This is a genomic window from Embleya sp. NPDC050154, from assembly GCF_044460165.1.
Lineage (GTDB): Bacteria > Actinomycetota > Actinomycetes > Streptomycetales > Streptomycetaceae > Embleya.
On record NZ_JBITJP010000021.1, the window covers coordinates 1 to 23,150 of the forward strand.

Sequence of the window (23,150 nt, forward strand, 5' to 3'; positions counted from 1 at the left end):
GTCCCCTACGGGTTCGGGGTCGGGCCGGTCTCTCCGAGCCGGGTTGCTCGGCCCCTACGGGGCGGGTCGCACGTCCGCTGCGCGGCCGGGGCCGGAGCCGGGCTGGGCGCTGGGTGGGCCGCTTGGTGGTGTGGTGTGGGGGTGGCGGGCGCGTAGCGGACGTGCATCCCGGGCGCGTAGCGGACGGCTCGACCGTGACCGCGTAGCGGGCATGCAACCGGCGCGCCGACGGGCGCCGCCGCGCTCTCACGGGCTGTCCCCCAACCCCCGCTCCAACAGGCCCAGGGACTCGTCGGCCAGCGCGACCAGGTCCCCCGTGCAGCCGTCGCGGGTCCACCCCACGATCGCCTCCGCCAGTGCCGCGCCGATCGCGGCGGCGGCGACCCGTAGTTCGAGATCGTCGGCCGAACGTCCGGTCCCGGCGGCGAACGCCTCGGTGATCATCGCCCAGGTCTGCATCTGGTGCTCGTAGTTGCGCCGGCGCAGCGCCGGGACCTCCAGGATCAGGGTCATCCGGGTGACCAGTTCCTCGCGGTCCTCCTCCAGGATCTCGCGCAGCGTGTCCAGGATGACGGTGCGCATCACCCGGAGCAGGCTCATGCCCTCGGGCGCGGTCCGCAGGATCTCCACCATCAGGGGGTCGTACTCGTCGGTGAGCACGATGTCCTCCTTGCTGGGGAAGTAGCGGAAGAAGGTGCTGGGCGAGATCTCCGCCGCCTCGGCGATCTGGTCGACGGTGGTCGCGTCGTAGCCGTGGTCGCGGAAGAGCCGGTAGGCCTCCCGGCGGATCGCCTGGCGGGTCTTGATTTTCTTGCGCTCGCGCAGTCCTACGGGCGAGGCGGCCAGGTCACGGATGGAGGACTCCTTCGCGGTCATGCCTCGATTCTCCCGGTCCGGCCGGGCTCGCCGCCGGCGCCGGTGCGTCGGCGATGCGCCGGGGCAGGAAGGTCGCCACCGCGACGCCGAGCACCAGTGCGCTGACGCCACAGATCAGCAGGCTCAGGTTCATGCCGTGCACGAACGCCTCGCGGGCCGAGTCCAGCAGTGCCGGGTCCGCGCCGTGGGCCGACACCTTGGCCGCGCCGCCGATCGAGTCGCGCGCGGCGTCCGCGACCGGGCCCGGGCGTCCGGTGGTGTCGATCCGGTCGAGGTAGGCGGACGCGAGCACGCTGCCCAGGATCGCCACCCCGAGCGCACCCGCCATCTGACGCAGGGTCTGCACCAGGGCCGATCCCATCCCGGTACGCTCCGGCGCCAGAGTGGCCATGCACGCGTCCATCGCGGGCACCAGCGACAGGCCCAGGCCCAGGCCGGTCACGGTGAGCCAGCAGGCGATCGACCCGTACCCGTCGTGCACCGAGCCGGTCGCGCCCAGCAGCAGCCCGCAGCCGAGCACGAACAGGCCGCTGGGGATGACCACCTTGTAGCCGAACCGCGCCGCGAGCTTGGAACTCGCCAGCGAGGCCACGAACAGTCCGGCCAGCAGCGGCAGCAGCCGCAGGCCGGTGCCGAACGCGTTGTGACCGTCCACGGCCTGGAACCGCTGCGGGACCAGGAACAACACGCCGGCTATCGCGAAGGACGGCACCAGGGCGGCGATCGTGGCCCACAGGAAGTTGCGGTCGCGGAACAGGCCCAGGTCGATCATCGGCCGCGGGGCCCTGGTCTCGCGCACCACCAGGCTCGCGATGATCAGCACCGCCGCGCCGAACAGCGCGAGCACACGCGCGTCGCCCCAGCCCCACTCGGGCGCCTCGATCAGCGCGAAGATCAGCGTGGTCAGCCCCGTGACCACCAGCACGGTGACCGCGATGTCCACCTTGGGGGCGTCGGCCGAGCGCGACACCGGGAGCAGGAACCCGCACACGAACAGCGCCAGTCCGACCATCGGGATGTTGATCAGGAACACCGAGCCCCACCAGAAGTGCTCGAGCAGCAGCCCGCCCAGGATCGGGCCGAGCGGGATGCCCAGCGCGGTGCTCGCGGCCCAGACCGAGATCGCCTTGCCGCGCTCGGCGGCCGGGAAGAGCGAGGGCAGGATGGACAACGACAGCGGCATGATGAACGCTCCGCCGATACCCATCAGCGCACGCGCCGCGATCACCCCCTCGACCGAGCCGACCAGCGTGCCGACCACCGAGCCGACGCCGAATATCGCGAGCCCCACGAGCAGGAAGCGGCGCCGGCCGTAGCGGTCGCCGATCAGTCCGGCCGGAAGCATCAGCGCCGCGAACGCCACGATGTACGAGTCGGCGATCCACTGCAGGTCGCCCGTGCTCGCGCCCAGTTGTTCGCTCATCGTCGGCATCGCCACGTTGATGATCGTGGTGTCCAGGCCGACCACCAGGAGTCCGACCACCAGCGCGCCCAGCGCCCACCACCGCCGAGGGTCGGGCGGCCCGTCGGCTTCGTTCGCCCGATTCGGCTCATGCTTCGTCGCATTCATGACAGTCTCCATCTATTGAGTGCATCTGCCTTATGACAGTAGCTTTCAAAATCTAGTGACAGTCAACTTCCTCGGCAAAGAGCAGCCCAAGCTCGGGGGAAAACCCGGAAAAGCCCGAAGGCCCACGACTCCGTTCGGAGTCGTGGGCCTTCGGGCCGATGAGTGGGGAACGATCAGTCGAGTGCCACCAAGGCCACGGCGACGAAGTGGCTCGCGAAGGCGAGCAGCGTGAAGGCGTGGAAGACCTCGTGGAAGCCGAACCATTGCGGCGAGGGGTTGGGTCGCTTGATCCCGTAGACCACCGCGCCCAGGCTGTAGAGCACGCCGCCGACGATCACCAGGACCACCACCGCGACGCCGCCCTCGCGCATGAACTCGGGCAGGTAGAACACCGCCGCCCAGCCCAGCGCGACGTAGATGGGGGTGTAGAGCCAGCGTGGCGCGCCGATCCAGAAGACCCGGAAACCGATCCCGGCGAGCGCCCCGATCCACACCACCCAGAGCAGGATTTGATCGCTTTTGCCCAGCAATAGAATGGTCAAAGGGGTGTAGGTGCCCGCGATGATCAGGAAGATGTTGGCGTGATCGAGTCGGCGCAGCACCGCCTCGCCGCGCGGTCCCCAGTTGCCTCGGTGGTAGACCCCGGACGTGCCGAAGAGCATCGCCGCGGTCAGCGCGAACACACCACACGCTATGCGGGACTTGGTATCCCCGGCCAAGGCGACCAGGACGATGCCGGAGGCCACGGCGAGGGGAAAGGTCCCCGCGTGGATCCATCCGCGCAGCTTGGGTTTGATGGGCGTCAAGGGCGCCGTCAAGGCGTGCGCGTCCACACTCATGTCGCCGAGTGTACTTACGCCCACGTAGGTTACTGGTAAGTACGAAGTGAGACGCATCACGGGAGATCTTGTCCCGGAGGGGCGCGAAACCGCACGTCTTTGGGGTTTTCGGTCCGGTACGGGGCACAACTTCCAGGTGGGGACCTGTCCCGGGCGGTTCCGCGTTCGGATGACCGGATAAAATCCCCGCAACCCTCAACCCCGACGCCGGGGACTCGCCGTCCCAGGCGCGAAATGGAGCGATCGTGGCCAACGAGGTCCCGACGAAACACAGGCAGCTGCTCGACTGGGTGAGCGAGATCGCCCGGCTGACTCAGCCCGACCGAATCGAATGGTGTGACGGTTCGGAAGAGGAGTACCAGCGCCTCGCCGACCTCCTCGTCGAGAAGGGCACCTTCCGCAAGCTCGACGAGAACAAGCGCCCCAACAGCTACTACGCGACCTCCGACCCTCGGGATGTCGCACGCGTCGAGGACCGGACCTACATCTGCTCCGAGAAGGAGGAGGACGCGGGTCCGACCAACAACTGGATAGCCCCGGCCGAGATGCGTACCAAGCTCGGCGGCCTGTTCGCCGGCTCGATGCGTGGCCGCACGATGTACGTGGTGCCCTTCTGCATGGGTCCGGTCGGCTCGCCGCTGTCCGCCTACGGCGTGGAGATCACCGACTCCGCCTACGTCGCGGTCTCGATGCGCACGATGACCCGGATGGGTCAGGCGGTGCTGGACTTCCTGGGCACCGACGGAGAGTTCGTCAAGGCCGTGCACACCGTCGGGGCCCCGCTCGCCGAGGGCGAGGCGGACGTGCCGTGGCCGTGCAACAGCGAGAAGTACATCACGCACTTCCCCGAGGACCGGGAGATCTGGTCCTACGGCTCGGGCTACGGCGGCAACGCCCTGCTCGGCAAGAAGTGCTACGCGCTCCGGATCGCGTCCGTCATGGCGCGCGACGAGGGCTGGATGGCCGAGCACATGCTGATCCTGAAGCTCACGCCTCCCTCGGGCGCCGAGCCGAAGTTCATCGCCGCCGCCTTCCCCTCCGCGTGTGGCAAGACCAACCTGGCGATGCTCCAGCCGACCATTCCGGGCTGGAAGGTGGAGACCGTCGGCGACGACATCGCGTGGATGCGGTTCGGCGAGGACGGCCGGCTGTACGCGATCAACCCCGAGGCGGGCTTCTTCGGAGTCGCGCCGGGCACCGGCGAGCACACCAACGCCAACGCGATGAAGACCATGTGGGGCAACTCGGTCTTCACCAACGTCGCGCTCACCGACGACAACGACGTCTGGTGGGAGGGGATGACCGAGGACAAGCCCGCGCACCTGATCGACTGGAAGGGCAACGACTGGACTCCCGAGTCGGAGACCCCCGCCGCCCACCCCAACGCGCGGTTCACCGTCCCCGCGTCGCAGTGCCCCACCATCGCGCCCGAGTGGGAGGACCCCAAGGGTGTGCCGATCTCGGCCATCCTCTTCGGCGGTCGTCGGGCCAGCGCGGTTCCGCTGGTGACCGAGTCCTTCGACTGGCAGCACGGTGTCTTCCTCGGCGCGAACGTGGCGTCGGAGAAGACCGCCGCGGCCGAGGGCACGGTCGGCGAGCTGCGCCGCGACCCGTTCGCCATGCTGCCGTTCTGCGGCTACAACATGGGCGACTACATGGCGCACTGGCTGGACATCGGCCAGGCCACCTCGGCGGACAAGCTGCCGAAGATCTACTACGTGAACTGGTTCCGCAAGGACGCCGACGGCAAGTTCGTCTGGCCCGGCTTCGGTGAGAACAGCCGCGTGCTCAAGTGGATCGTCGAGCGCCTGGAAGGGCTCGCCGACGGTGTGGACTCCCCGATCGGCGTACTGCCGACGCGCGAGTCGCTGGACCTGAAGGGTCTGGACCTCACCGACGCCGAGCTGGACCTGCTGCTGAGCGTGGACCGGGAGATCTGGAAGCAGGAGGCCGCGCTGGTCCCCGAGCACCTGGAGAAGTTCGGCTCGCACACCCCGCAGGGACTGTGGGACGAGTACAACAAGCTGGTCGCGCGACTCGACGACCGAGGCTGACTCGACGTCGAAATACCGGTACGCTCCGGGCCCGGCGGGATCTCTCCCGCCGGGCCCTCGGCGTTCGGAAAGCCACCCTCGGATGAGCGCGCGACACGCCGTCCGCGAGCCGACCTTCACCGCATCTTCACGCCCGCCCTCCGCCGCGTGATGTCGAGCGGGTGTCGGACGGGAGTAGGGTTTTCGGCGCGGGTGATCACGGACGGAGGAGCAGGTGGACATGGGCCTGCGGGACCTCGCATACGGCGCATACGGCAAGCGCATCGAGGCGTCGCTCGACCGTACGGTGATACCGCGTCACGTCGGCGTCATCCTGGACGGCAACCGCCGCTGGGCGAAGGCGTACGGCGAACAGGTGGCCGAGGGACACCGCAAGGGTGCCGACAAGATCCACGAGCTGCTCACCTGGTGTGAAGAGGTCGGCGTCGAGGTGGTCACGCTGTGGCTGCTGTCCACCGACAACCTCAATCGGCCGCCGGAGGAACTGGCCGATCTGATGGTGATCATCGAGAACGCGGTCACCGATCTGGCCGCCGCGCGGCGCTGGCGGGTGCACCCGGTCGGCGCACTGGACCTGTTGCCCGAACACACGCGCGAGGTGCTCAAGCGCTCCGAGACCGAGACCGCGGACCTGACCGGCGTGTTCGTCAACGTCGCGGTCGGGTACGGCGGTCGGCACGAGATCGCGGACGCCGTGCGCTCGCTGCTCGTGGAGCACGCCGGCAAGGGCACCTCGATCGAGGAACTGGCCGAGGTGCTGGATGTCGAGCACATCGCCGAGCACCTCTACACCCGCGGCCAGCCCGATCCCGACCTGGTCATCCGAACCTCGGGTGAACAGCGGCTGTCCGGTTTCCTGTTGTGGCAGAGCGCGCATTCGGAGTTCTACTTCTGCGAGGCCTTCTGGCCGGACTTCCGCAAGGTCGACTTCCTCCGGGCGCTGCGCGACTACTCCGCCCGGCATCGCCGCTACGGCGCCTGACGCCTCGTCATCGTGCCTGCGCAGAGCCGGGATTCCATCGGCATGTGATCATCCGGTTTGTGTTGGAGTCCCCTCGGACGGGAATAACCCCGTCGGGCCGGCACACATCATGTGGGCCGGTGCGCTATGTGGGTGACACCCCGTCACCTGCCCGGGAGGCCCTTCCGTGCACTACAGGCTCCACAGTTCACGGCGACAGGAGGGCCGGGCACCCGGCCTTCGGGCCGGGGCCCGGACTCCGAGCGATCAGGGCGCACGGTGCGCGTGCCCTGAGAGGGGGCGAGGCACTCCGTGGCCACGATCCAACGCCGTGCTCCGCAGCACCGGACGTATGTCCTCGACACCAGCGTGCTCCTTGCCGATCCGTCGGCGCTCTTGAAGTTCGACGAGCACGAGGTGGTTCTTCCCGTCGTCGTGATCACCGAGTTGGAGGCCAAGCGGCACCACCCGGAGCTGGGTTACTTCGCCCGTCACGCGCTGCGGATGCTGGACGAACTGCGCACGCAGTACGGCCGCCTGGACGCCCCCGTACCGATCGGGGAATCCGGCGGCACGCTGCGGGTGGAGCTCAATCACATCGACGCGACCGTGCTCCCACCCGGATTCCGGCTGGGCGACAACGACTCGCGCATCCTGGCGGTGGCCAGGCACCTCATGGCCGAGGGACACGATGTGACGCTGGTGTCCAAGGACGTGCCGATGCGGGTCAAGGCATCCGCGGTGGGACTGAGCGCGGAGGAGTACCGCGCCGAACTGGTGAACACGTCGGGCTGGACGGGGATGGCCGAACTCCAGGTGGACGCGGCCGACATCGACGCCCTGTTCGAGCACGATCGCACCCACATCGAGCAGGCCGCCGACCTGCCCTGCCACACCGGACTGGTCCTGGTGTCCGAACGCGGCAAGGCGCTGGGCCGGGTCACCGCCGACAAGCAGGTCCGCCTGGTGCGCGGCGACCGGGACGTGTTCGGCCTGCACGGACGCAGCGCCGAGCAGCGGATAGCTCTCGACCTGCTGCTCGACCCGGACATCGGCATCGTGTCGATGGGCGGCCGGGCGGGCACCGGCAAGTCGGCGCTGGCGATGTGCGCGGGCCTGGAGGCGGTGCTGGAGCGTAATCAGCACCGCAAGGTGATGGTCTTCCGTCCCCTGTACGCGGTCGGCGGCCAGGAGCTCGGCTACCTGCCCGGCACCGAGAACGAGAAGATGAGCCCCTGGGCCCAGGCGGTCTTCGACACGTTGTCGGCGGTCACCACGTCCGACGTGATCGAGGAGGTGGTCGCGCGCGGGATGTTGGAGGTGCTGCCGCTCACCCACATCCGAGGCCGGTCGCTGCACGACGCGTTCGTGATCGTGGACGAGGCGCAGTCCCTGGAGCGCAACGTGCTGCTGACCGTGCTTTCGCGGATCGGCAGCAATTCGCGGGTGGTGCTCACCCACGATGTCGCGCAGCGGGACAACCTGCGGGTCGGTCGGCACGACGGGGTGGTCGCGGTGGTGGAAAAGCTCAAGGGGCATCCGCTGTTCGCGCACGTGACGCTGACCCGGTCCGAGCGCTCGCCCATCGCGGCCCTGGTGACCGAGATGTTGGAGGACCTGCCGGGCTGACGGATGCCCTGGTGGGAACGGTTCGACCGGCCCCGCCGTCGACGTCTCGACTGCTTCGAGACGTCGACGGCGGAGTCTCGCCGTGTCCGCATATTCCGGGTGGAAACGGTCTCGGGTGAAAAGGGAAAAGGCTTGGCCGTTCCGGGAGTTGTGATGTTCGCCACGCCCCGGGAAATTGCTTCCGAATGTTTGGCTGAGGCAGGCTGCTGGACTTGTAAGACCCCCGCGTACGGCTGTGCCCGACAACTCAACACATGACCTGCTGTACGCCGCCCACGCACGCGCCGAGTGAACCACTCGGCGCCGGGGCCGAAACACTCCCTCCGGGAGTGTGGGAAGACCGGGGGTTGGACTCGTTCGCCGCTTCGCTCGCGGTGCGCGCCTGCCGGAAGGAACGTGTGTGAGCCGGATCTCGGTTCGGGGGATAGCCGTGGCGTCCGCCACCGCTGTCACGGCCGTTGGCGCCGTCGTCGGATTCAGTGGCACGGGCGTTTCCGCGTCCGCCGACGCCCAGACGGTAGACGAAGCGAGCACCACGAAGCTTCTCGAGGTTCCTGCCGCCCCCCAGGCGCAGCAACTGAGCACTGGTATCACCCACCAGGCCGACGCGCAGACCGCCGCCTACGACGAGGCGCAGCGGGTCCAGGCCGAGGAGGCCGCCCGGGTCAAGGCCGAGCGCGACGCCGCCGAGAAGGCCGCCGCGGAGAAGGCCGCGGCCGAGAAGGCGGCGGCGGACAAGGCCGCGGCCGACAAGGCGGAGGCCGACCGCAAGGCCGCCCAGGAGCGCGCGGCGCGTTCGGACAACCGCGGCGCGGTGGAGAAGGTGTCGGCGTCCGCCGCCGATGCCCAGGCGATCGCCAAGTCGATGATGAGCGCGAGCGCGTACACGTGCTTCAGCAACATCGTCACGAAGGAGAGCGGCTGGCGGGTCGACGCGACGAACAAGTCGTCCGGCGCGTACGGCCTGATGCAGGCGCTGCCCGCGAGCAAGTACGCCTCGGCCGGCTCCGACTGGCGGACCAACCCCGCGACGCAGATCAAGTGGGGCCTGAGCTACATGAACGAGCGCTACGGCAGCCCGTGCCAGGCGTGGACGTTCTGGCAGAGCCACCACTGGTACTGAGTGGGCCGCGAGTCGATCGACTCGCCCATGAACACGGGTCGAGCCCCGCACGCCGTCCGGCGCGCGGGGCTCGATCGTGTCCGGGGCCGACCGGGACTCAGATGCGTTCGATGATGGTGCCGGACGCGTTGGCGCCGCCCGCGCACATCGTCACCAGCGCGAACTGCTTGTCGGTGCGCTCGAGTTCGTGGAGCGCGGTGGTCAACAGTCGACCGCCGGTGGAGCCGACCGGGTGGCCGAGCGCGATCGCGCCGCCGTTGACGTTGACCTTGTCCAGGTCGGCCTTCTGCACCTGGGCCCAGGACAGTACGACGGACGCGAACGCCTCGTTGACCTCGAACAGGTCGATGTCGGACATCGACATCCCGGAGCGGGCGAACAGCCGCTCGGTCGCGTCGTTGGGACCGTCCAGGTGGTAGTGCGGGTCGGCGCCGACCATCGCCTGGGCGACGATCCGCGCGCGCGGACGCAGGCCCAGCGCGCGGGCCTTGTCCTTGTCCATGATCAGCAGCGCGGCGGCGCCGTCGGAGATCTGCGACGAGTTGCCCGCGGTGTGGATGCCGTCCGGCAACACCGGCTTGAGCTTGGTCAGGCTCTCGATCGTGGTGTCCCGCAGACCCTGGTCGCGGTCGACCAGGACGGTCTCACCGGTGGGCTTGCCCTCGGCGTCCAGTACGGGGGCCTCGACCGTGATCACCTGCGACGTGAACCGGCCCTCTTCCCACGCGCGCTTGGCGTTGGCCTGCGAGCGTACGCCGAGCGCGTCCACGTCGGCGCGGGTGATGCCCCGGTTGCGGGCGATCCGCTCGGCGGCGGTGAACTGGTCGGGCAGGTCGATCGCCCAGTCCTCCGGCTTGGACTTCTGGCCGGGCTTGGCGGTGTGCCCGAGCGGGTTGCGGCTCATCGACTCGATGCCGCAAGCGACTCCCGCGTCGATGGCGCCGGTCGCGATCAAACCGGCGATCAAGTGCACCGACTGCTGAGCGGATCCGCACTGGCAGTCGATCGTGGTGCCGCCGGTGCGGGTCGGCAGTCCGGCGTACAGCCACGCGTGCTTGACGATGTCGCCCGACTGCTCGCCGGCCTGGGTGACGCAGCCGCCGATCACCTGGTCGACGAGTTCGGCGTCGATCCCGGCCCGTTCGATCAATCCGCGCTGGGCGGCGGCGAGTAGCTGCACCGGGTGCAGACCGGCGAGCCGGCCGTTGCGCTTACCGATGGGCGTGCGCACGGCTTCGACGATGACGGGGTTGCCCATGAGGTCGCTCCTAGCGAGTCCTGTGTGGCCGGTCCTCGGGGCCGGGCCACGGGTGGCGACGCATTGATCCAGCCTGATCTCACCCTGCCCCAGGTGTATGACTAAGTCAAGGATATGATCGGGGTGACACCGGGGCTCTCGATCCTCCCGGAACCTGGGAATCTCCCGATCGCCGGCTCCGCCCGATCCGCGTTCCTCCGCACCGCGCCGGATCGCCCCGTGCCCTTGCGGCGGGTGGGTTCGTTGAGGCCGGTGGGGCGGAGAGGGACTACCGGAACGTGAGATTCCGCATGGGATTCCCAGGCGTACTACGCTTGGCACGTGTTGAGCGATCGAGCGGGTGCGGAGCGTCACATCAGGCCGCGAGCGGATCGACGCGCGGAGATCATCAGACACGCCTGTGCGCTGTTCGCCAAGCGGGGCTACGGGGCCACCACGGTCCGCCAGATCGCCGAATCCGCCGACATGCTCTCGGGCAGCCTGTACCACCACTTCCCGTCCAAGGAAGCGATGTTGCTGGAAGTGCTCGACACCTTCTTCGCCGACATCATGAGCCGCCAGCGGGCCACCGTCGAGCGCGGCGACGAGCCGATCGCGACGCTGCGCGGTCTGCTTCGGGACAGCCTCGAAGTGATCGGCAACAGCCCCGACGCGGCGATCGTGGTGGTCGGCGAGTCGCGGCGACTCTCCCGCAGCGAGGGCTTCGTCTGGCTCTCCGATCGCACCGCCGAGGCGTCCATCCTGTGGGGCCGGGTGCTGCGCCGGGGCATCGAGGACGGCAGCCTGCGTCGGGACCTGCACCCCGTACTGCTGTCGCTGATGCTGCAATCGGCGGTGTGGGGGATGGCGCAGTGGTACCGGCCGAGCGGGCGCTACGACCCGGACGCGGCCGCGGGACGTCTGGTGGACGTGTTCGTGCGCGGCATCGTGCGGCCCGGGCGCTACGCCTCGCAGCGGATCTGCAATCTGCTCGGCCCGGCCCGCTACGCGGCGCCGACGCTGCGTCGGGTCGGCCCCGTCGAGGACGCCAGGGTCGAGGTCGAGCGTCGGATGGCCCGGGTGCCGCGCCGGACCGACGCGCGCACCCGGATTCGGATCGCCTCGAACCTGCTCTTCGAACAGGACGGGTACGCGGGCACCACGGTGCGTCGGATCGCCGACCTGGCCGGCGTACCGGTCGGCAGCCTCGCGCATCACATCGGTTCCAAGGAGCAGTTGCTGGCCGAACTGCTCGGCGAGTTCCTCGGCGACCTGCGCACCGCGTTCGACAAGGACGCGGCCGCGCGGCCGACCCCGGTGGAGCGGTTGGCCGGGCTGATCGGGCGGACCGTGGAGGCGCACGCGTGCCACGGCGTGTCCACCGTGCTGGCGATAAACGAGGTGCGCGGCGACGAGTTGCCGGCGAGCCGACTGGCCGCGCAGCGCGCGAAGGTCTCGGAAACCTGGACCCGGGCGCTGTCCGCCGGCATTCGCTCCGGCGACTTTCACCCGGACCTGGACCCGGTGTTCACCCAGCGGGTGCTGCGCACGGCGATCTCGACCGGGAGTCGGATCTATCGCGGGATGGGCGTCCGGGACGCGGTGGGGCTGTACCGGGAGGTCGCGTTGGTGGGGATGGGGGCGGCGTGAGCGCGCGGTATGGGGTGTCGGGGCCCGGTCTCGGGTCCGGCTCCGGGTCCGGGCCCGGGCCCGGTCCTGGGCCGGTTCGGCTTCGGCGGGTGACTCGGCTGCGTGGGCTGACCCGGCTGTGGTGGGCGACGGGTGCCTTGTGGGTGACCCGTTCGCGGTGGGTGATTCGCTCTCGTCCGGTGTCCCGCTCGCGCGCGCGGCGATGAGCGCGCGGCGCGGGCGCGGACGCACGAGAGCCCGCCCCCGGATGGGGACGGGCTCTCGTGATTTTCCGGCGTTGTGGTGCCATGGTGCCGTGGGGTGTTCGCCGGTGGGCGATCAGGGCGTGCTCAGCCCTGGTCGGTCTCCAGCGTCACGCCGACCGCGTGGATCACGGCGGCGATCTTGATCGCCTCCTGGATCGTCTCGCGGGGCACGCCCTCCTTGCGCAGGACCTGCTCGTGCGACTCCAGGCACCGGCCGCAGCCGTTGATCGCCGAGACGGCCAGCGACCACAGCTCGAAGTCGGCCTTCGGGGCACCCGGGTTGGCCATCACGTTCATCCGCAGCCCGGCACGGAGGTTGCTGTACTCCGGGTCGCCGATGAGGTGCATCGAGCGGTAGTAGACGTTGTTCATCGCCATGATCGCGGCAGCGGCCTTGGCGGCGGTGAACGCCTCGTCGGACAGTCGGCTCTTGGCCTCGGGTTCGAGTTCGGCGAGCACCTTCGGGCTGCGCGTGGCGATGGCGCAGGCGAGGACGGTGCCCCACAGCGTCTGCTCGGCGAGCTTCGAGTTGCCGACGACCGAGCCCAGGTTGAGCTTGAGGTCCTTGGCGTATTCGGGCAGAGCGGCCTTCAGGACGTCGAGACCCATGGATCAGGCGTCCATCAGCTTGGCGGCGTCGAGGGTCTCGCCGCCCTTCTGCCAGTTGCACGGGCACAGCTCGTCGGTCTGCAGCGCGTCGAGGACCCGCAGGACCTCGTCGGGGTTACGGCCCACCGAGCCGGCGGTGACCATGACGAACTGGATCTCGTTGTTCGGGTCGATGATGAAGACCGCGCGGTCCGCGACACCGTCGGCGTTGAGCACGCCGGCGGCCGAGGACAGCTCGCGCTTGAGGTCGGACAACATCGGGAACGGCAGGTCGGTCAGGTCCGGGTGGTCCTTGCGCCAGGCCAGGTGCACGAACTCGGAGTCCACGGATACGCCGAGCAACTGCGCGTCGCGGTCCTGGAAGTCCTCGTTGAGGCGGCCGAACGCGGCGATCTCGGTCGGACACACGAACGTGAAGTCCTTCGGCCAGAAGAACACGACACGCCACTTGCCGTCGTAGGACTTGTTGGTGATCTGCTCGAAGGCCTTGTCCGCCTCCAGCGACACGACGCCGGTGAGGTCGTACTCGGGGAACTGGTTACCGACAGTAAGCACTGGATCTCCTCCGCGAAGGGGCCGGACTGGCAGGTTCACCAGCCCGGTCGGACGTACGGTGATCACGATGCCACGGCCAAATTGATAGATGAAATAAGCAATACCTCAACCATTGATCGTGATCACCTATCAGTGCGTGCGTGGCGGGAAATGCCCAGCTCAACGCACACGCTCGCACGTTCGACCGCCGATCGGGGGTCACCGTGGGCGGCGGAGGAGGAGCATACGCGCCGATCGGTCGAACACCGAATCGGGACATTGCGATGATCTTGCGATCGACGGGGCGGGCGTTGGCGGGCCTGCGTCGTGTGCGCCGAGTGGGTGACGGGCTGGCTTACGCATGGTGATGGGGGCGGCGGCGCTACGGCGAACCTGGCATCGCCGCGCCGGGATCGTTCGGCGCGGCTCCTGTGGTCACGTACGCCCGCTCGCCTGCGCGTCGGGGGCGAACGGCGGGTCGTCCCACTCGGCCACGGGCCCGGTGGGCAGGTCTCGTTCGAGGTCGGCGAGCAAGGCGAACCAGGCGGGACCGGTGGGTGGTTGCACGGTGGCGAGGGTGCCGTTCGAGACCGCCCACAGTTCGGTGATCTCCCCTGGCGGGCGGCGGGCCGCATCGTCCTTGCCGACGTAACGCACCCGTCGATACAGGCGCGGGGGTGGGAGTCGGAGGACCACCAGGGCCGGCAGCCGACACGTGAACTCGACCCCGCTCTTGGCGCGCAGGTAGGCGCTTCGCCCGTTCACGGCGGTGAGGATGCCCTCGCGTCCGGTGTGGCCGTCCCGACACCACGCGTCCCGATAGCGCGCGACGAACGCGGCGGCCTTGGTGATCTCCTCGCCGGTCGACCATCCCGCGACCCGTTGCGTCGGGGTCATGGCATGCGTGGTCGTCGCCTCGCCCGTCCCGTCGGGGACTGCGGCCCGGAGCGGGCGGTCGAGGCGCACGAGCGCGGTCGAGGTGCCGAAGACCGTCCACACGACGGCGGCGGATGCGCCCATTGCCTTGGGAACGGCCCGACCAGGTCCGGGAATCGGCAACCGCATCCGCCGATCCGGCACCCGTTCGAGCGCCGAGCGACCGCCCGAGTCGCGCCGGCCGATACCTGCGAGATCATCTGTCATCGTTGACCCGTGTCCTCTCTGTTTGTGTTGGGCACGCCGGGGGTGGGGTCAGCTGTCCAGGTCGCCCCCACCCCCTCCGCCCGTCCCGTGATGTGGGGCGGGGCGGCGTAGGACCTCGGTGCGCGGGGGAGTGTCACGCGCGCAGCGAGGCGACTTTCAACGGCCGTGTGTGCCGGTGACCGTCGCGGATCGTGGGTGCGTCCGTGATGGGCGGCGCGCGATCGCCACGGCGAACCACACGTCCTTCCCGGCCGCATGCACCACATGGCCGTTGGCGCAGGCGAGCGCCTCCACGAGCACCAGCCCGCGCCCGCCCTCGGCGTCCAGGGCCGGATCTGCGCAACGCCGGGGCGGACGGGGGTACTTGTCCCCAACGGCCACCAGAAGTCGATTCGCAGTCGACAGCCGCCAGACCCGCACCCGAGTCGCCCCACCGGCATGCCGAACCGCGTTGCTGTGCAGTTCGGCAAGACACACCCGAACCTCGAAGGCGGTGTCGCAGTCGCCCCCGACGAATCCGACGACGCCGTCCACGAGCCCCCGCAGCGACTCGGCATCGATCCGCGTGGTCAGCCGGGCTATCAACTCCGCTTCGGGCGTGGGTTGGGCGTCTTGGTCGAGAAGGGTGAGGGAGAGGCTGGACGGCGATGAACCCATGCATCACTCCTGGTGCGAGTCGCTAGAGCCATCTCGCGCAGAGTGCGAGATTGCGGACCGTGCGTGAGTGGCGACGCAGCCTGAGCATGACTTGTCAGGAATGTAAATTGCAAGTCGTAACTAGAAACTCGACAACTTTGGCGCTGTGATGGTCTCTCCAGTCACACTGCTGCCTGGAACTCGCATGCGAGGGGGATGAGATGGCTGACGCGCCGACCGTGCGGCGAAGGCAACTGGCAAGCAAGCTGTTGCGGCTGCGTTTGGCCGCAGGGCTCGATCAGGCTGATGTGGCGGCCCGGTTGGAGTGCGACGACTCGAAGGTGAGTCGCATCGAGACGGGGCGCTCGGGTGTGCGGCCCAGCGACTTGCGCATGATGCTCGACCTTTACGGTGTCGACGATCCCAACGAAGTCGAACAGATGGTGAAGGCCGCCCGTGAGTCGCGGCGTCGGGGTTGGTGGGTTCAATACTCGCTGGGGAAGACGTTCGCGTCCTTTGTGAGCCTGGAGGAAGAGGCCACCGCGATCCGAGTCTTCGAGACCCAGTTTGTGCCTGGACTGCTCCAAACCGAGGGATACACGCGAGCGATCTACAAGGTCTCCGAGCGGGTCACGGACCCGGCTCAGGTGGACGCCTTGGTGCGGGTGCGTCAGCAGCGGCAGGTAAATGTCTGGCGCGAGGGCCGAACCGTCGAACTGTGGTTCGTCATTGGGGAGGCCGCCCTCCGGCATGCCATCGGTGACGCGAGTGTGCGGATCGAGCAACTCCGCCACCTGATTGAGTTGTCCGACCTTCAGCACCTCGAGATCCAGGTGCTGCCGCTTGTTTCGAGTCTCTACGCTGCCATCGAGGGTCCGTTCAACCTGCTCAGCTTTCAGGCGGGCGAGCCGGACGTTGCCTATGAAGACACAAGTACGAGCGGGCTCTTCGTCGAAGACCCGGCAGATGTTGCGAACTTCGACCGGGCCTTCAGGCGGATCACGGCAGGTGCGTTGCCGCCGAGCGAGTCCCGTGAACTCATCGAAAAAATAGCGAAGGACCTGAAATGCGCGTAGGGGACTCCGGAATGCTCGGAAGCCAGTGGCGGAAGTCGAGCTACAGCGGTGGTGGGGAGTCCTCCTGCGTCGAGGTTGCATCCTTCGGGCGCTTCGCCGGCGTGCGTGACTCGAAGGTAGCCAACGGTCCGGCCCACCTGTTCACTTCCGCCGCTTGGGTCTCGCTCCTGAGGGTCATCCAGGAGTAGGCGGTCCCGAATGCCTATGGCCTCCGTGGTTACGGAGGGCTCTTGCCTGCTGACATGGCATCGGCGTCACTCGAAAGAGTGGTGCACTCGATTTCGGGTCACGAATTGTGTTTTACCTCTTGCGGCATGGGCTTCACCGAGCCGACACTCACAGAAAGTATCCGCTGCATCACGAGAGGTGTTCGCATGGGCAGCGACCCGCAGAAGGGCAACAAGGACAACGACAGCAACAGCGGGAACAAGCACGGAGGGAAGGGGCCGGGGGAGCACGGAAACCCCAGCGACGGCCAGAATCCGGCACCGGCGCAACCGAAGCCCTGAGGACGAGATGACGCAGGACGAGATCAGCCCCGAGGCCGGACCGGATGGACTGGCCTCCGGGCTCATCGCGAGCGGCGTACTGGCCGACGAATGGGCGTCGGCCCTCCGAGTCGCGCCTCGACACCTCTTCGTGCCGGACGTGATCTGGCCGGGGAGCGGAAACGGTGTGCGGCATGGGGGCCGTCTGGTTCGTCAGGACGATCCCGACGCGTGGTGGGCGAGCGTGCACAGCGACGTACCGATCACGACGCAATGGGACGACGGCACCTACGACGGACTCGGAACGGGCGTGCTCCCTTCGTCTTCGAGCAGCATGCCGACCATGGTGTTCACCATGCTCAACGCGCTGGGCGTCGAGGACGGCGATCGAGTCCTCGAAATCGGCACCGGGACGGGGTGGAATGCAGCGCTGCTCTCCGCCCGCGTCGGCGCCCGAAACGTCGTCACCATCGAAGTCGATCAGGACGTTGCGCACTCGGCCCGCAAGCGCCTCGCATCGGCAGGCTTCGAGCCGCGTTGTCTCGTGGGCGATGGTCGGGTGGGACGCGCAGACCTCGCCCCGTTCGATCGGGTGATCGCCACCGCGTCCGTGGGCCACATCCCGCCTGCCTGGACAGCACAGACACGACCCGGCGGAGTCGTCGTGACGCCATGGGGTCCGTTCTACGGTGGCGAAGGAATCGCCCGCCTCGTCGTCGGCCGAGACGGTTCCGCATCGGGCCACTTCGTTTCGTCCTCGGCCTTCATGCGGATGCGCCAGGAACGCAAGATCGAGCCCCCGCGCTCGCGCTACCTGACCGACCCATGGCCCGCAGCCGCCGAACGCGCGGTGACCACTCTCTCGCCCGACGATGTCGGCGATTGGATCGCGATGTTCGCGATCGGCGTGCAGGTCCCAGGCGTCTTCCTGGACATCACCGGCGGCGGAACCAGTGGTGACGAGCCCTACCGCCTCTGGCTGTTCGACACGGACGTCACCAGTTGGGCAACCGCCGACCACATTCCCGGCGCCGACAGCTTCGAAATCGCCCAATCCGGCCCACGCCGCCTGTGGACCGAACTCGAAACCGCCTGGCGCTGGTGGGACGACCAAGGTCGCCCCGACTTCCACCGCTTCGGCCTCACCGTCGACGCGACCGGCACCGAACAACTCTGGCTGGACGACCCGCGCAATCCCGTTCCCCTCCGACACCACTGAACCCCGGCGAACCCCGCCCTCGTCGAACCCCCCGTCCGCCCAGTGCGACCGAGAGGCAACGTGGATTCGGTAGCTGCGGAACTCGACATGCGCATGATCGAGCGTCTCGGCGCGGCAGGATTACCACCCGTCGAGCAGCTTCGGGTCGTGGTCACCCACGAGGGCCAATCGATCAGCCCTGGCCGAGATGATCGGTGATTGCGTTTCCTCGCGGCAAGCTCTTGCCGAGCAGGTCGCCGCGAAGGGCGGGTCCGTCGATCCGGCGTGGCGCGCGGCGGTTGAGGCGGTTCCGCGTGAAAGCTTCCTCGGTGGTGCCGTGTTTCGGCCCAGTGGGAGTCGGTGGGAGCCCGTTCGGCGGGCGAAGGTGGGCGAGGACGCGTGGATGCGGCTCGTCTACTCGGATGAGACGTGGGTGACCCAGGTGGATGGGGTTCATGTCGCCGACGTCGAAGGGCCGGTGGCGGGCAGCCCCACATCCTCGTCGACATTGCCGTCGTTGGTGGTGCGGATGTTGGAGGTGGCGGGCATTCGGGACGGTGACCGGGTGCTGGAGATCGGGACCGGGACGGGATATTCCACTGCGATTCTGTGCCATCGGCTCGGGGACGTGAACGTCACGTCGATCGAGTACGACCCCGGCGTCGCTCGGCAGGCTGCCGGAAATCTTCGCGCGGCCGGGTATGAACCGAACCTCGTAGTAGGTGACGGGCTTCTTGGCCATGAAGCGGGGGCCGAGTACGACGCGGTCATCGCCACGTGTTCGGTGCGGCATGTCCCGGTCCCGTGGTTGTGGCAGGTGACCGACTCCGGCAGCGTCACGACCACCCTCGGCGGATGGTTGCCCGCCTCCGGGCTGGTGCGGCTCACCCTCGGCGACGACGACATCGCTTCGGGCCGGTTCGTCGGCGACACGGTCTCCTATATGCTCGCGCGCCCACACGAGCGGCCGCCCCATCCCGTTTTCCATCGGTATGAGGGCATGACCCGCGATTGTCGCGTCGATCCCGACCTGATCGAGGGGTGGACCGGAGCGTTCGTTGCCCAACTGGCGGCGCCATCCGCAGAGTTGATGACTTCGGCGGACGGTTTGATCCTTTGGGACGTCGCTACCGGGTCGCAGGCTTGGACCGAGGAAACCGGCGGCGGCCACGTCGTCCATCAGCATGGCCCGCTTCGGTTGTGGGATCAGGTGGAGGATGGGCTCACCGCGTGGCAGGAGGCCGGTTCGCCCGACCAGTCCGAGTTCGGGCTCACCGTGGCTGCCGACCTCACCCAAACCGTTTGGATCATCGGGCCTGATGGTCCCTCCTGGCGGCTTCCCGTTTGAAAGGGTGCCTCGTGCGGCGCGGGGCCCGGGCGCCGACGGCTCATTCGCCGAAGGACGCAACTGTTCACCGGCGCCCGGGAAACCACGCTCCGATCAGTCTCACATCGGGTGGGTGCGCCAGAAGTCGACCGCCTCCAGGAAGGTGGGATCGGTGACCACCCGGAGCACCTGCTCGTTGCCCACCGGGGGCGCCGAGTCGGTGCGCTCGTCCCGGAACAGCGTGAACATCACCTGGGCACCGTGATATTCGAAGTGCGCGATCGGGGTGGAGGGGGCCGCGGCCGCTCCCTTCTCACCGGATTCGCCGCCCTTCGCGGTCGCGATGTGACCCACCGAGATCACGCTTCCGTCCGGCAGCCGCCCGTCGACGCACGGAAGCGGCGGGTTCTGCGGCGCCCGCTCGGCGCACGGCTTGTTTCCGGCCAACCAGGCGTCGTCGCCCGGCCCGGCCTGCGCCGTGGCCCCGGCCGGGTCGATCTGCGAGTCCACCCGGACGGTGATGTTGTACGTCTTGTCGCCCGAGACCAGCCGGTAGGAGTTCATGCCGTCGTCCGGGATCACCATCCGGCCCGCGTCTGCGGGCAACAACCCGGTGAGCACGTCCGCGAGCTTCTGCTTGAAGGCGTAGCGCAGTTCGGCCTCGGCCCGGGTGGGTTCCTTGACCTTGCCCTTCTCCGTCGGCGGGACGTGCACCGTCGGATACGCCGTCGTCGGCGCGGCCAGCGGCTGGTCCGTGGGCCAGTTCGCCGGGATCAACGGCAACTCGCCGGACCGCGAGCCGCCCGCCCGGGTCGTGTCGGTGCCGGCCCACGGCGCGAGCAGCAGGGTCGGCACGGCGATCGCGGCGACCGAACCCAGGCCCACCGCGCCCATCACCGCGCGCGAGCGCAGCCGGAGCCGGCGGCCCCGGCGCACCGCGCCCGGGACCAGGTCGGGCAGCGGAGGCAACTCCGCCGTGGCTCGATCCAGCACCAGCCGAAACTCCCGATCCGTACCGTCTTCACGCGGCATGGCGATTCCTCAGCTTTCCGTCGCGTACAGGTGGAGGTCTCCGACGTTCGGCCCGGAGCTTGGCCATCGAACGGGCGCACTGGCTCTTGACGTTGCCGGTGCTACAGCGCAACAGCGCGGCGACGTTCTCCACGCTCAGGTCCTCCCAGTAGCGCAGGATGACCATCACGCGTGGCTTGGGCGGCAGCGTCGCCAGTGCCGCGAGCAGGGTCAGCCGCAGATCCGGGTGCCCTTCGACCGTGTGCGTCTCGGAGGCCAGTTCGTGCGCCGCCCTTTCCCGCCGCCGGCCGCGCTGCTCGCTCAGGAAGGTGCGGCTGAGCACGGTCTTGGCGTACGCGTCCAGGTTCTCCGCGCGGCTCGCCCGCCTCCAGTGCCGAAACAGCTTGGCCAACGTGGTCTGGGCCAGGTCCTGGGCCCGGTCGGCGTCGCCGCACAACAGGTACGCGGTGCGATAGAGCTGATGTTGGCGCGCTCGCGCGTACTCCTCGAAATCTCGCTGTCCCGCCGTCGGCATCTCCGCCCCCTTGGTGTCACCCCGTTCAGAGCAGCCGACGGGCGAAAGGGTTGCAGCCGGATCCGCGCGAATCCGAAAAAGAAAGCGGGCCCGACCGGAGTCGGGCCCGAGCGTGGTGGTTCGGCTAGGCGATGCGGACGTTGTCCGCCCAGTCGTCCGGGAGTTGCGGCAGCGGCCAGGCCGGGTTCGGACGCCAGTTCTCCCATCCCTGGTCGAACGGCGCGCCCCAGGCCCGGATCGCCTCGACCGCGGCCCGGCCCTCCGCCTCGATCGCCGCGACCTGCTCGTCGGTGAGCCGACCCGCCTCCCGGGAGGCGGCCAGTTCGTCCTGGTCCTTGTACTCCCAGCGCCGGTCCGGGGTGACCCACACGTCCAGCACGTGGTCCTCGGTGTCCACGCCGCCGGCCCACCGGGTACGCGGGCGTTCGAGGTTGACGTACCAGCCGGAGAAGCGCCAGTCGGCCTGCCAGAACAGCCAGACCGACCACGGTTCGCCGGGCCGGGCCAGCATCAGCACCCCCGTCCCGGTCCACTCGACGATCGAGGGGATCCGGCCGAGTCGGAATCTGCGTTCGATCGGGGCCGTGCGGATATCGGATCCGTCCGGCAACATCGGCTTGACCCGTGAGGTGCCGCCGGCCAGCCAGACGGCGAGCTGGTCCGGGTCGTCGCGGACGACGGTCACCGGACGACAGTCCAGGACCTGATCGCCGCGCAGATAGCGCCACAACACCTGGTCACCGGGAGACCAGGTGCCGGCCGCGTGACGGGGATCCTCGAAGTGCTCGTGTATGCGCAGGATGTTGGACATGACCTTGATTTACCCAGCGCCCGTGACACCTGACCGTGAGTCATGTTACGGGTGGGTCATCATGCGAAGAACATCACGGGTGTGGGCGTACACACCCGTCGCCGTGTGTGCGTCGCGTGACGCGTGGGGTCACGGTCGGGTCATCCCGAGCACGTCCAGCGCCGCGTCGAGTTCGGCCTCGGTCAGCCGCCCCTCGCGCACGTGCCCGCGCTCGATCACCACCTGCCGGATCGTCTTGCGCTCGGCCAGCGACTGCTTGGCGATCCGCGCCGCCTCCTCGTAGCCCAGGACGCGGTTCAGCGGGGTGACCACCGACGGCGACGACTCGGCGTACTCGCGCATGCGCTCCACGTCGGCCTCGATGCCCGCCACCGTGCGATCGGCCAGCACCCGGGTCACGTTGCCCAGCAGCCGGATCGACTCGAGCAGGTTGCGGGCGATCACCGGCAACATCACGTTGAGCTCGAAGTTGCCCGCCGCTCCGCCGAAGGCCACCGCCGCGTCGTTGCCGATCACCTGCGCGACCACCTGGCCGACCGCCTCCGGGATCACCGGATTGACCTTGCCCGGCATGATCGAGCTGCCCGGCTGCAGATCCGGCAGGCGGATCTCGGCGAGCCCGGTGCGCGGCCCCGAGCCCATCCAGCGCAGGTCGTTGACGATCTTGTTCAGGCCGACCGCGATGGTGCGCAACTGGCCGGACAGCTCCACCAGCGCGTCCCGCGCGCCCTGCGCCTCGAAGTGGTCGCGCGCCTCGGTGAACGCCAGTCCGGTGGAGGCCGCGATCTCCGCGATCACCCGCGCCGAGAACCCCGGCGGGGTGTTGATGCCGGTGCCCACCGCGGTCCCGCCCAACGGCAGTTCGACCACCCGCGGCAGGCTCGACTGCAACCGCTCGACGCCGTAGCGCACCTGCGCCGCGTACCCGCCGAACTCCTGCCCCAGGGTCACCGGTGTCGCGTCCATCAGGTGTGTACGGCCGGACTTGACCACGTCGGCGAACTCGGTCGCCTTCGACTCCAGCGTGGACGCCAGGTGGTCGAGCGAGGGAATCAGCGCGTGGGTGACCGCTATCGCCGCCGCGATGTGGATCGCGGAGGGGAACACGTCGTTGGACGACTGGGACGCGTTGACGTGGTCGTTGGGGTGGACGTCCCGACCCAGGCGCTCGGTGGCCAGGGTGGCGAGCACCTCGTTCATGTTCATGTTCGAGGAGGTGCCCGAGCCGGTCTGGAACACGTCCACCGGGAACTGCTCGGCCCACCGGCCGTTCACGACCTCGGCCGCGGCCTGCTCGATGGCCTCCGCGACGTCCTTGTCCAGCACGCCGAGTTCGGCGTTGACCCGCGCCGCCGCGCCCTTGATCCGGGCCAGCGCCTCCACGTGCGCGGGCTCCAGTCGTTGCCCGGAGATCGGGAAGTTCTCGACGGCGCGCTGGGTCTGCGCGCGCCACTTGGCGGCGGCGGGCACCCGTACCTCGCCCATCGAGTCGTGCTCGATCCGGTATTCGCCGGTCGGACCTGCGGTCGGTGCTGCCTCGGACATCGCTGCGGCCTCCTAGAAAGCGTTCCCAGGGCCACAACGGCTCGTCGGCCCGA

General features: G+C 68.8%; 21 protein-coding genes and 1 pseudogene. 10 read left to right on the top strand and 12 right to left on the bottom strand.

Annotated elements, in window-relative coordinates; genetic code table 11:
* Window positions 1–246 precede the first annotated feature (246 nt).
* The 3 genes from ACIBSV_RS35035 to ACIBSV_RS35045 form a co-directional block, all read right to left on the bottom strand.
* Entirely contained in the window at window positions 247–876 is a 630-nt protein-coding gene (locus ACIBSV_RS35035; protein ID WP_395870340.1) for a TetR family transcriptional regulator, read from the bottom strand.
* On the bottom strand, window positions 848–2,446 hold the full coding sequence (locus ACIBSV_RS35040) for an MFS transporter (protein WP_395870342.1): 1,599 nt from the start codon (window positions 2,444–2,446) through the stop codon (window positions 848–850). Before ACIBSV_RS35040 ends, ACIBSV_RS35035 begins: the two co-directional genes overlap by 29 nt.
* 173 nt (window positions 2,447–2,619) lie before the next feature.
* Entirely contained in the window at window positions 2,620–3,285 is a 666-nt protein-coding gene (locus ACIBSV_RS35045) for a hemolysin III family protein (RefSeq protein ID WP_395870344.1), read from the bottom strand.
* A 245-nt stretch (window positions 3,286–3,530) separates the two neighbouring features.
* On the opposite strand from ACIBSV_RS35045, the gene ACIBSV_RS35050 reads away from it, so the two are divergent.
* From ACIBSV_RS35050 to ACIBSV_RS35065, 4 genes are all read left to right on the top strand, one after another.
* Window positions 3,531–5,339, top strand: a complete 1,809-nt coding sequence (locus ACIBSV_RS35050) for a phosphoenolpyruvate carboxykinase (GTP) (protein WP_395870346.1) — start codon at window positions 3,531–3,533, stop codon at window positions 5,337–5,339.
* A 220-nt stretch (window positions 5,340–5,559) separates the two neighbouring features.
* Window positions 5,560–6,321, top strand: a complete 762-nt coding sequence (locus ACIBSV_RS35055; RefSeq protein WP_360311901.1) for an isoprenyl transferase — start codon at window positions 5,560–5,562, stop codon at window positions 6,319–6,321.
* A gap of 291 nt (window positions 6,322–6,612) precedes the next feature.
* The gene (locus tag ACIBSV_RS35060; protein WP_395870348.1) at window positions 6,613–7,929 is read left to right on the top strand and encodes a PhoH family protein; all 1,317 of its coding nucleotides are present in this window, start codon (window positions 6,613–6,615) and stop codon (window positions 7,927–7,929) included.
* A gap of 400 nt (window positions 7,930–8,329) precedes the next feature.
* The gene (locus tag ACIBSV_RS35065) at window positions 8,330–9,052 is read left to right on the top strand and encodes a transglycosylase SLT domain-containing protein (RefSeq protein ID WP_395870350.1); all 723 of its coding nucleotides are present in this window, start codon (window positions 8,330–8,332) and stop codon (window positions 9,050–9,052) included.
* Window positions 9,053–9,149: 97 nt separating this feature from the next.
* On the opposite strand, the gene ACIBSV_RS35070 is transcribed toward ACIBSV_RS35065, so the two are convergent.
* Window positions 9,150–10,310 carry a steroid 3-ketoacyl-CoA thiolase gene (locus tag ACIBSV_RS35070; RefSeq protein WP_395870352.1) on the bottom strand — a complete coding sequence of 387 codons (1,161 nt, stop codon included), beginning with the start codon at window positions 10,308–10,310 and terminating at the stop codon, window positions 9,150–9,152.
* A 321-nt stretch (window positions 10,311–10,631) separates the two neighbouring features.
* On the opposite strand from ACIBSV_RS35070, the gene ACIBSV_RS35075 reads away from it, so the two are divergent.
* A complete protein-coding gene (locus ACIBSV_RS35075) occupies window positions 10,632–11,939 on the top strand; it encodes a TetR/AcrR family transcriptional regulator (protein ID WP_395870354.1) in 1,308 nt (435 codons plus the stop codon).
* 329 nt (window positions 11,940–12,268) lie between these two features.
* Here ACIBSV_RS35075 and ACIBSV_RS35080 read toward each other — a convergent pair whose 3' ends face one another.
* The 4 genes from ACIBSV_RS35080 to ACIBSV_RS35095 form a co-directional block, all read right to left on the bottom strand.
* On the bottom strand, window positions 12,269–12,793 hold the full coding sequence (locus tag ACIBSV_RS35080; RefSeq protein WP_395870356.1) for a carboxymuconolactone decarboxylase family protein: 525 nt from the start codon (window positions 12,791–12,793) through the stop codon (window positions 12,269–12,271).
* A gap of 3 nt (window positions 12,794–12,796) precedes the next feature.
* Complete coding sequence (locus tag ACIBSV_RS35085) at window positions 12,797–13,348, bottom strand: peroxiredoxin (RefSeq protein WP_078976832.1); 552 nt, start codon at window positions 13,346–13,348, stop codon at window positions 12,797–12,799.
* Window positions 13,349–13,762: 414 nt separating this feature from the next.
* Complete coding sequence (locus tag ACIBSV_RS35090) at window positions 13,763–14,470, bottom strand: hypothetical protein (RefSeq protein WP_395870358.1); 708 nt, start codon at window positions 14,468–14,470, stop codon at window positions 13,763–13,765.
* Between the two features lie 156 nt (window positions 14,471–14,626).
* Window positions 14,627–15,127, bottom strand: a complete 501-nt coding sequence (locus ACIBSV_RS35095; RefSeq protein ID WP_395870360.1) for an ATP-binding protein — start codon at window positions 15,125–15,127, stop codon at window positions 14,627–14,629.
* Between the two features lie 200 nt (window positions 15,128–15,327).
* Here ACIBSV_RS35095 and ACIBSV_RS35100 point away from each other — a divergent pair, with 200 nt between their 5' ends.
* The 5 genes from ACIBSV_RS35100 to tgmC all read left to right on the top strand — a co-directional run bounded on the left by ACIBSV_RS35100 (window position 15,328) and on the right by tgmC (window position 19,216).
* A complete protein-coding gene (locus tag ACIBSV_RS35100) occupies window positions 15,328–16,182 on the top strand; it encodes a helix-turn-helix domain-containing protein (protein WP_395870363.1) in 855 nt (284 codons plus the stop codon).
* 11 nt (window positions 16,183–16,193) lie between these two features.
* Window positions 16,194–16,370, top strand: coding sequence for a DUF397 domain-containing protein (locus ACIBSV_RS35105; RefSeq protein WP_395870664.1), 177 nt, complete (start codon window positions 16,194–16,196; stop codon window positions 16,368–16,370).
* A gap of 186 nt (window positions 16,371–16,556) precedes the next feature.
* Complete coding sequence (locus ACIBSV_RS35110; protein WP_395870365.1) at window positions 16,557–16,691, top strand: hypothetical protein; 135 nt, start codon at window positions 16,557–16,559, stop codon at window positions 16,689–16,691.
* Window positions 16,692–16,698: 7 nt separating this feature from the next.
* Window positions 16,699–17,889: a methyltransferase domain-containing protein gene (locus ACIBSV_RS35115; protein ID WP_395870367.1), complete on the top strand. Its 1,191-nt coding sequence runs from the start codon at window positions 16,699–16,701 to the stop codon at window positions 17,887–17,889.
* Window positions 17,890–18,076: 187 nt separating this feature from the next.
* Window positions 18,077–19,216: an ATP-grasp peptide maturase system methyltransferase gene (gene tgmC / locus ACIBSV_RS35120; protein ID WP_395870369.1), complete on the top strand. Its 1,140-nt coding sequence runs from the start codon at window positions 18,077–18,079 to the stop codon at window positions 19,214–19,216.
* Between the two features lie 99 nt (window positions 19,217–19,315).
* On the opposite strand, the gene ACIBSV_RS35125 is transcribed toward tgmC, so the two are convergent.
* The 4 genes and pseudogenes from ACIBSV_RS35125 to ACIBSV_RS35140 form a co-directional block, all read right to left on the bottom strand.
* A complete protein-coding gene (locus ACIBSV_RS35125; RefSeq protein ID WP_395870371.1) occupies window positions 19,316–20,227 on the bottom strand; it encodes a hypothetical protein in 912 nt (303 codons plus the stop codon).
* Window positions 20,228–20,236: 9 nt separating this feature from the next.
* Window positions 20,237–20,741: pseudogene (locus ACIBSV_RS35130) on the bottom strand (SigE family RNA polymerase sigma factor).
* A gap of 124 nt (window positions 20,742–20,865) precedes the next feature.
* Window positions 20,866–21,552, bottom strand: a complete 687-nt coding sequence (locus tag ACIBSV_RS35135; RefSeq protein WP_395870373.1) for a DUF402 domain-containing protein — start codon at window positions 21,550–21,552, stop codon at window positions 20,866–20,868.
* A 129-nt stretch (window positions 21,553–21,681) separates the two neighbouring features.
* Window positions 21,682–23,097: a class II fumarate hydratase gene (locus tag ACIBSV_RS35140; protein ID WP_395870375.1), complete on the bottom strand. Its 1,416-nt coding sequence runs from the start codon at window positions 23,095–23,097 to the stop codon at window positions 21,682–21,684.
* Window positions 23,098–23,150 lie beyond the last annotated feature (53 nt).

Excerpts from the sequence above, each read along its gene's own strand:
- ACIBSV_RS35070 (WP_395870352.1), bottom strand. The coding sequence starts at position 10,310 with ATGGGCAACCCCGTCATCGTCGAAGCCGTGCGCACGCCCATCGGTAAG.
- ACIBSV_RS35125 (WP_395870371.1), bottom strand. The coding sequence starts at position 20,227 with ATGCCGCGTGAAGACGGTACGGATCGGGAGTTTCGGCTGGTGCTGGAT.
- ACIBSV_RS35105 (WP_395870664.1), top strand. The coding sequence starts at position 16,194 with ATGCTCGGAAGCCAGTGGCGGAAGTCGAGCTACAGCGGTGGTGGGGAG.
- ACIBSV_RS35090 (WP_395870358.1), bottom strand. The coding sequence starts at position 14,470 with ATGACAGATGATCTCGCAGGTATCGGCCGGCGCGACTCGGGCGGTCGC.
- tgmC (WP_395870369.1), top strand. The coding sequence starts at position 18,077 with ATGATCGGTGATTGCGTTTCCTCGCGGCAAGCTCTTGCCGAGCAGGTC.
- ACIBSV_RS35045 (WP_395870344.1), bottom strand. The coding sequence starts at position 3,285 with ATGAGTGTGGACGCGCACGCCTTGACGGCGCCCTTGACGCCCATCAAA.
- ACIBSV_RS35080 (WP_395870356.1), bottom strand. The coding sequence starts at position 12,793 with ATGGGTCTCGACGTCCTGAAGGCCGCTCTGCCCGAATACGCCAAGGAC.
- ACIBSV_RS35135 (WP_395870373.1), bottom strand. The coding sequence starts at position 21,552 with ATGTCCAACATCCTGCGCATACACGAGCACTTCGAGGATCCCCGTCAC.
- ACIBSV_RS35140 (WP_395870375.1), bottom strand. The coding sequence starts at position 23,097 with ATGTCCGAGGCAGCACCGACCGCAGGTCCGACCGGCGAATACCGGATC.
- ACIBSV_RS35035 (WP_395870340.1), bottom strand. The coding sequence starts at position 876 with ATGACCGCGAAGGAGTCCTCCATCCGTGACCTGGCCGCCTCGCCCGTA.
- ACIBSV_RS35055 (WP_360311901.1), top strand. The coding sequence starts at position 5,560 with ATGGGCCTGCGGGACCTCGCATACGGCGCATACGGCAAGCGCATCGAG.
- ACIBSV_RS35040 (WP_395870342.1), bottom strand. The coding sequence starts at position 2,446 with ATGAATGCGACGAAGCATGAGCCGAATCGGGCGAACGAAGCCGACGGG.
- ACIBSV_RS35100 (WP_395870363.1), top strand. The coding sequence starts at position 15,328 with ATGGCTGACGCGCCGACCGTGCGGCGAAGGCAACTGGCAAGCAAGCTG.
- ACIBSV_RS35110 (WP_395870365.1), top strand. The coding sequence starts at position 16,557 with ATGGGCAGCGACCCGCAGAAGGGCAACAAGGACAACGACAGCAACAGC.
- ACIBSV_RS35095 (WP_395870360.1), bottom strand. The coding sequence starts at position 15,127 with ATGGGTTCATCGCCGTCCAGCCTCTCCCTCACCCTTCTCGACCAAGAC.
- ACIBSV_RS35115 (WP_395870367.1), top strand. The coding sequence starts at position 16,699 with ATGACGCAGGACGAGATCAGCCCCGAGGCCGGACCGGATGGACTGGCC.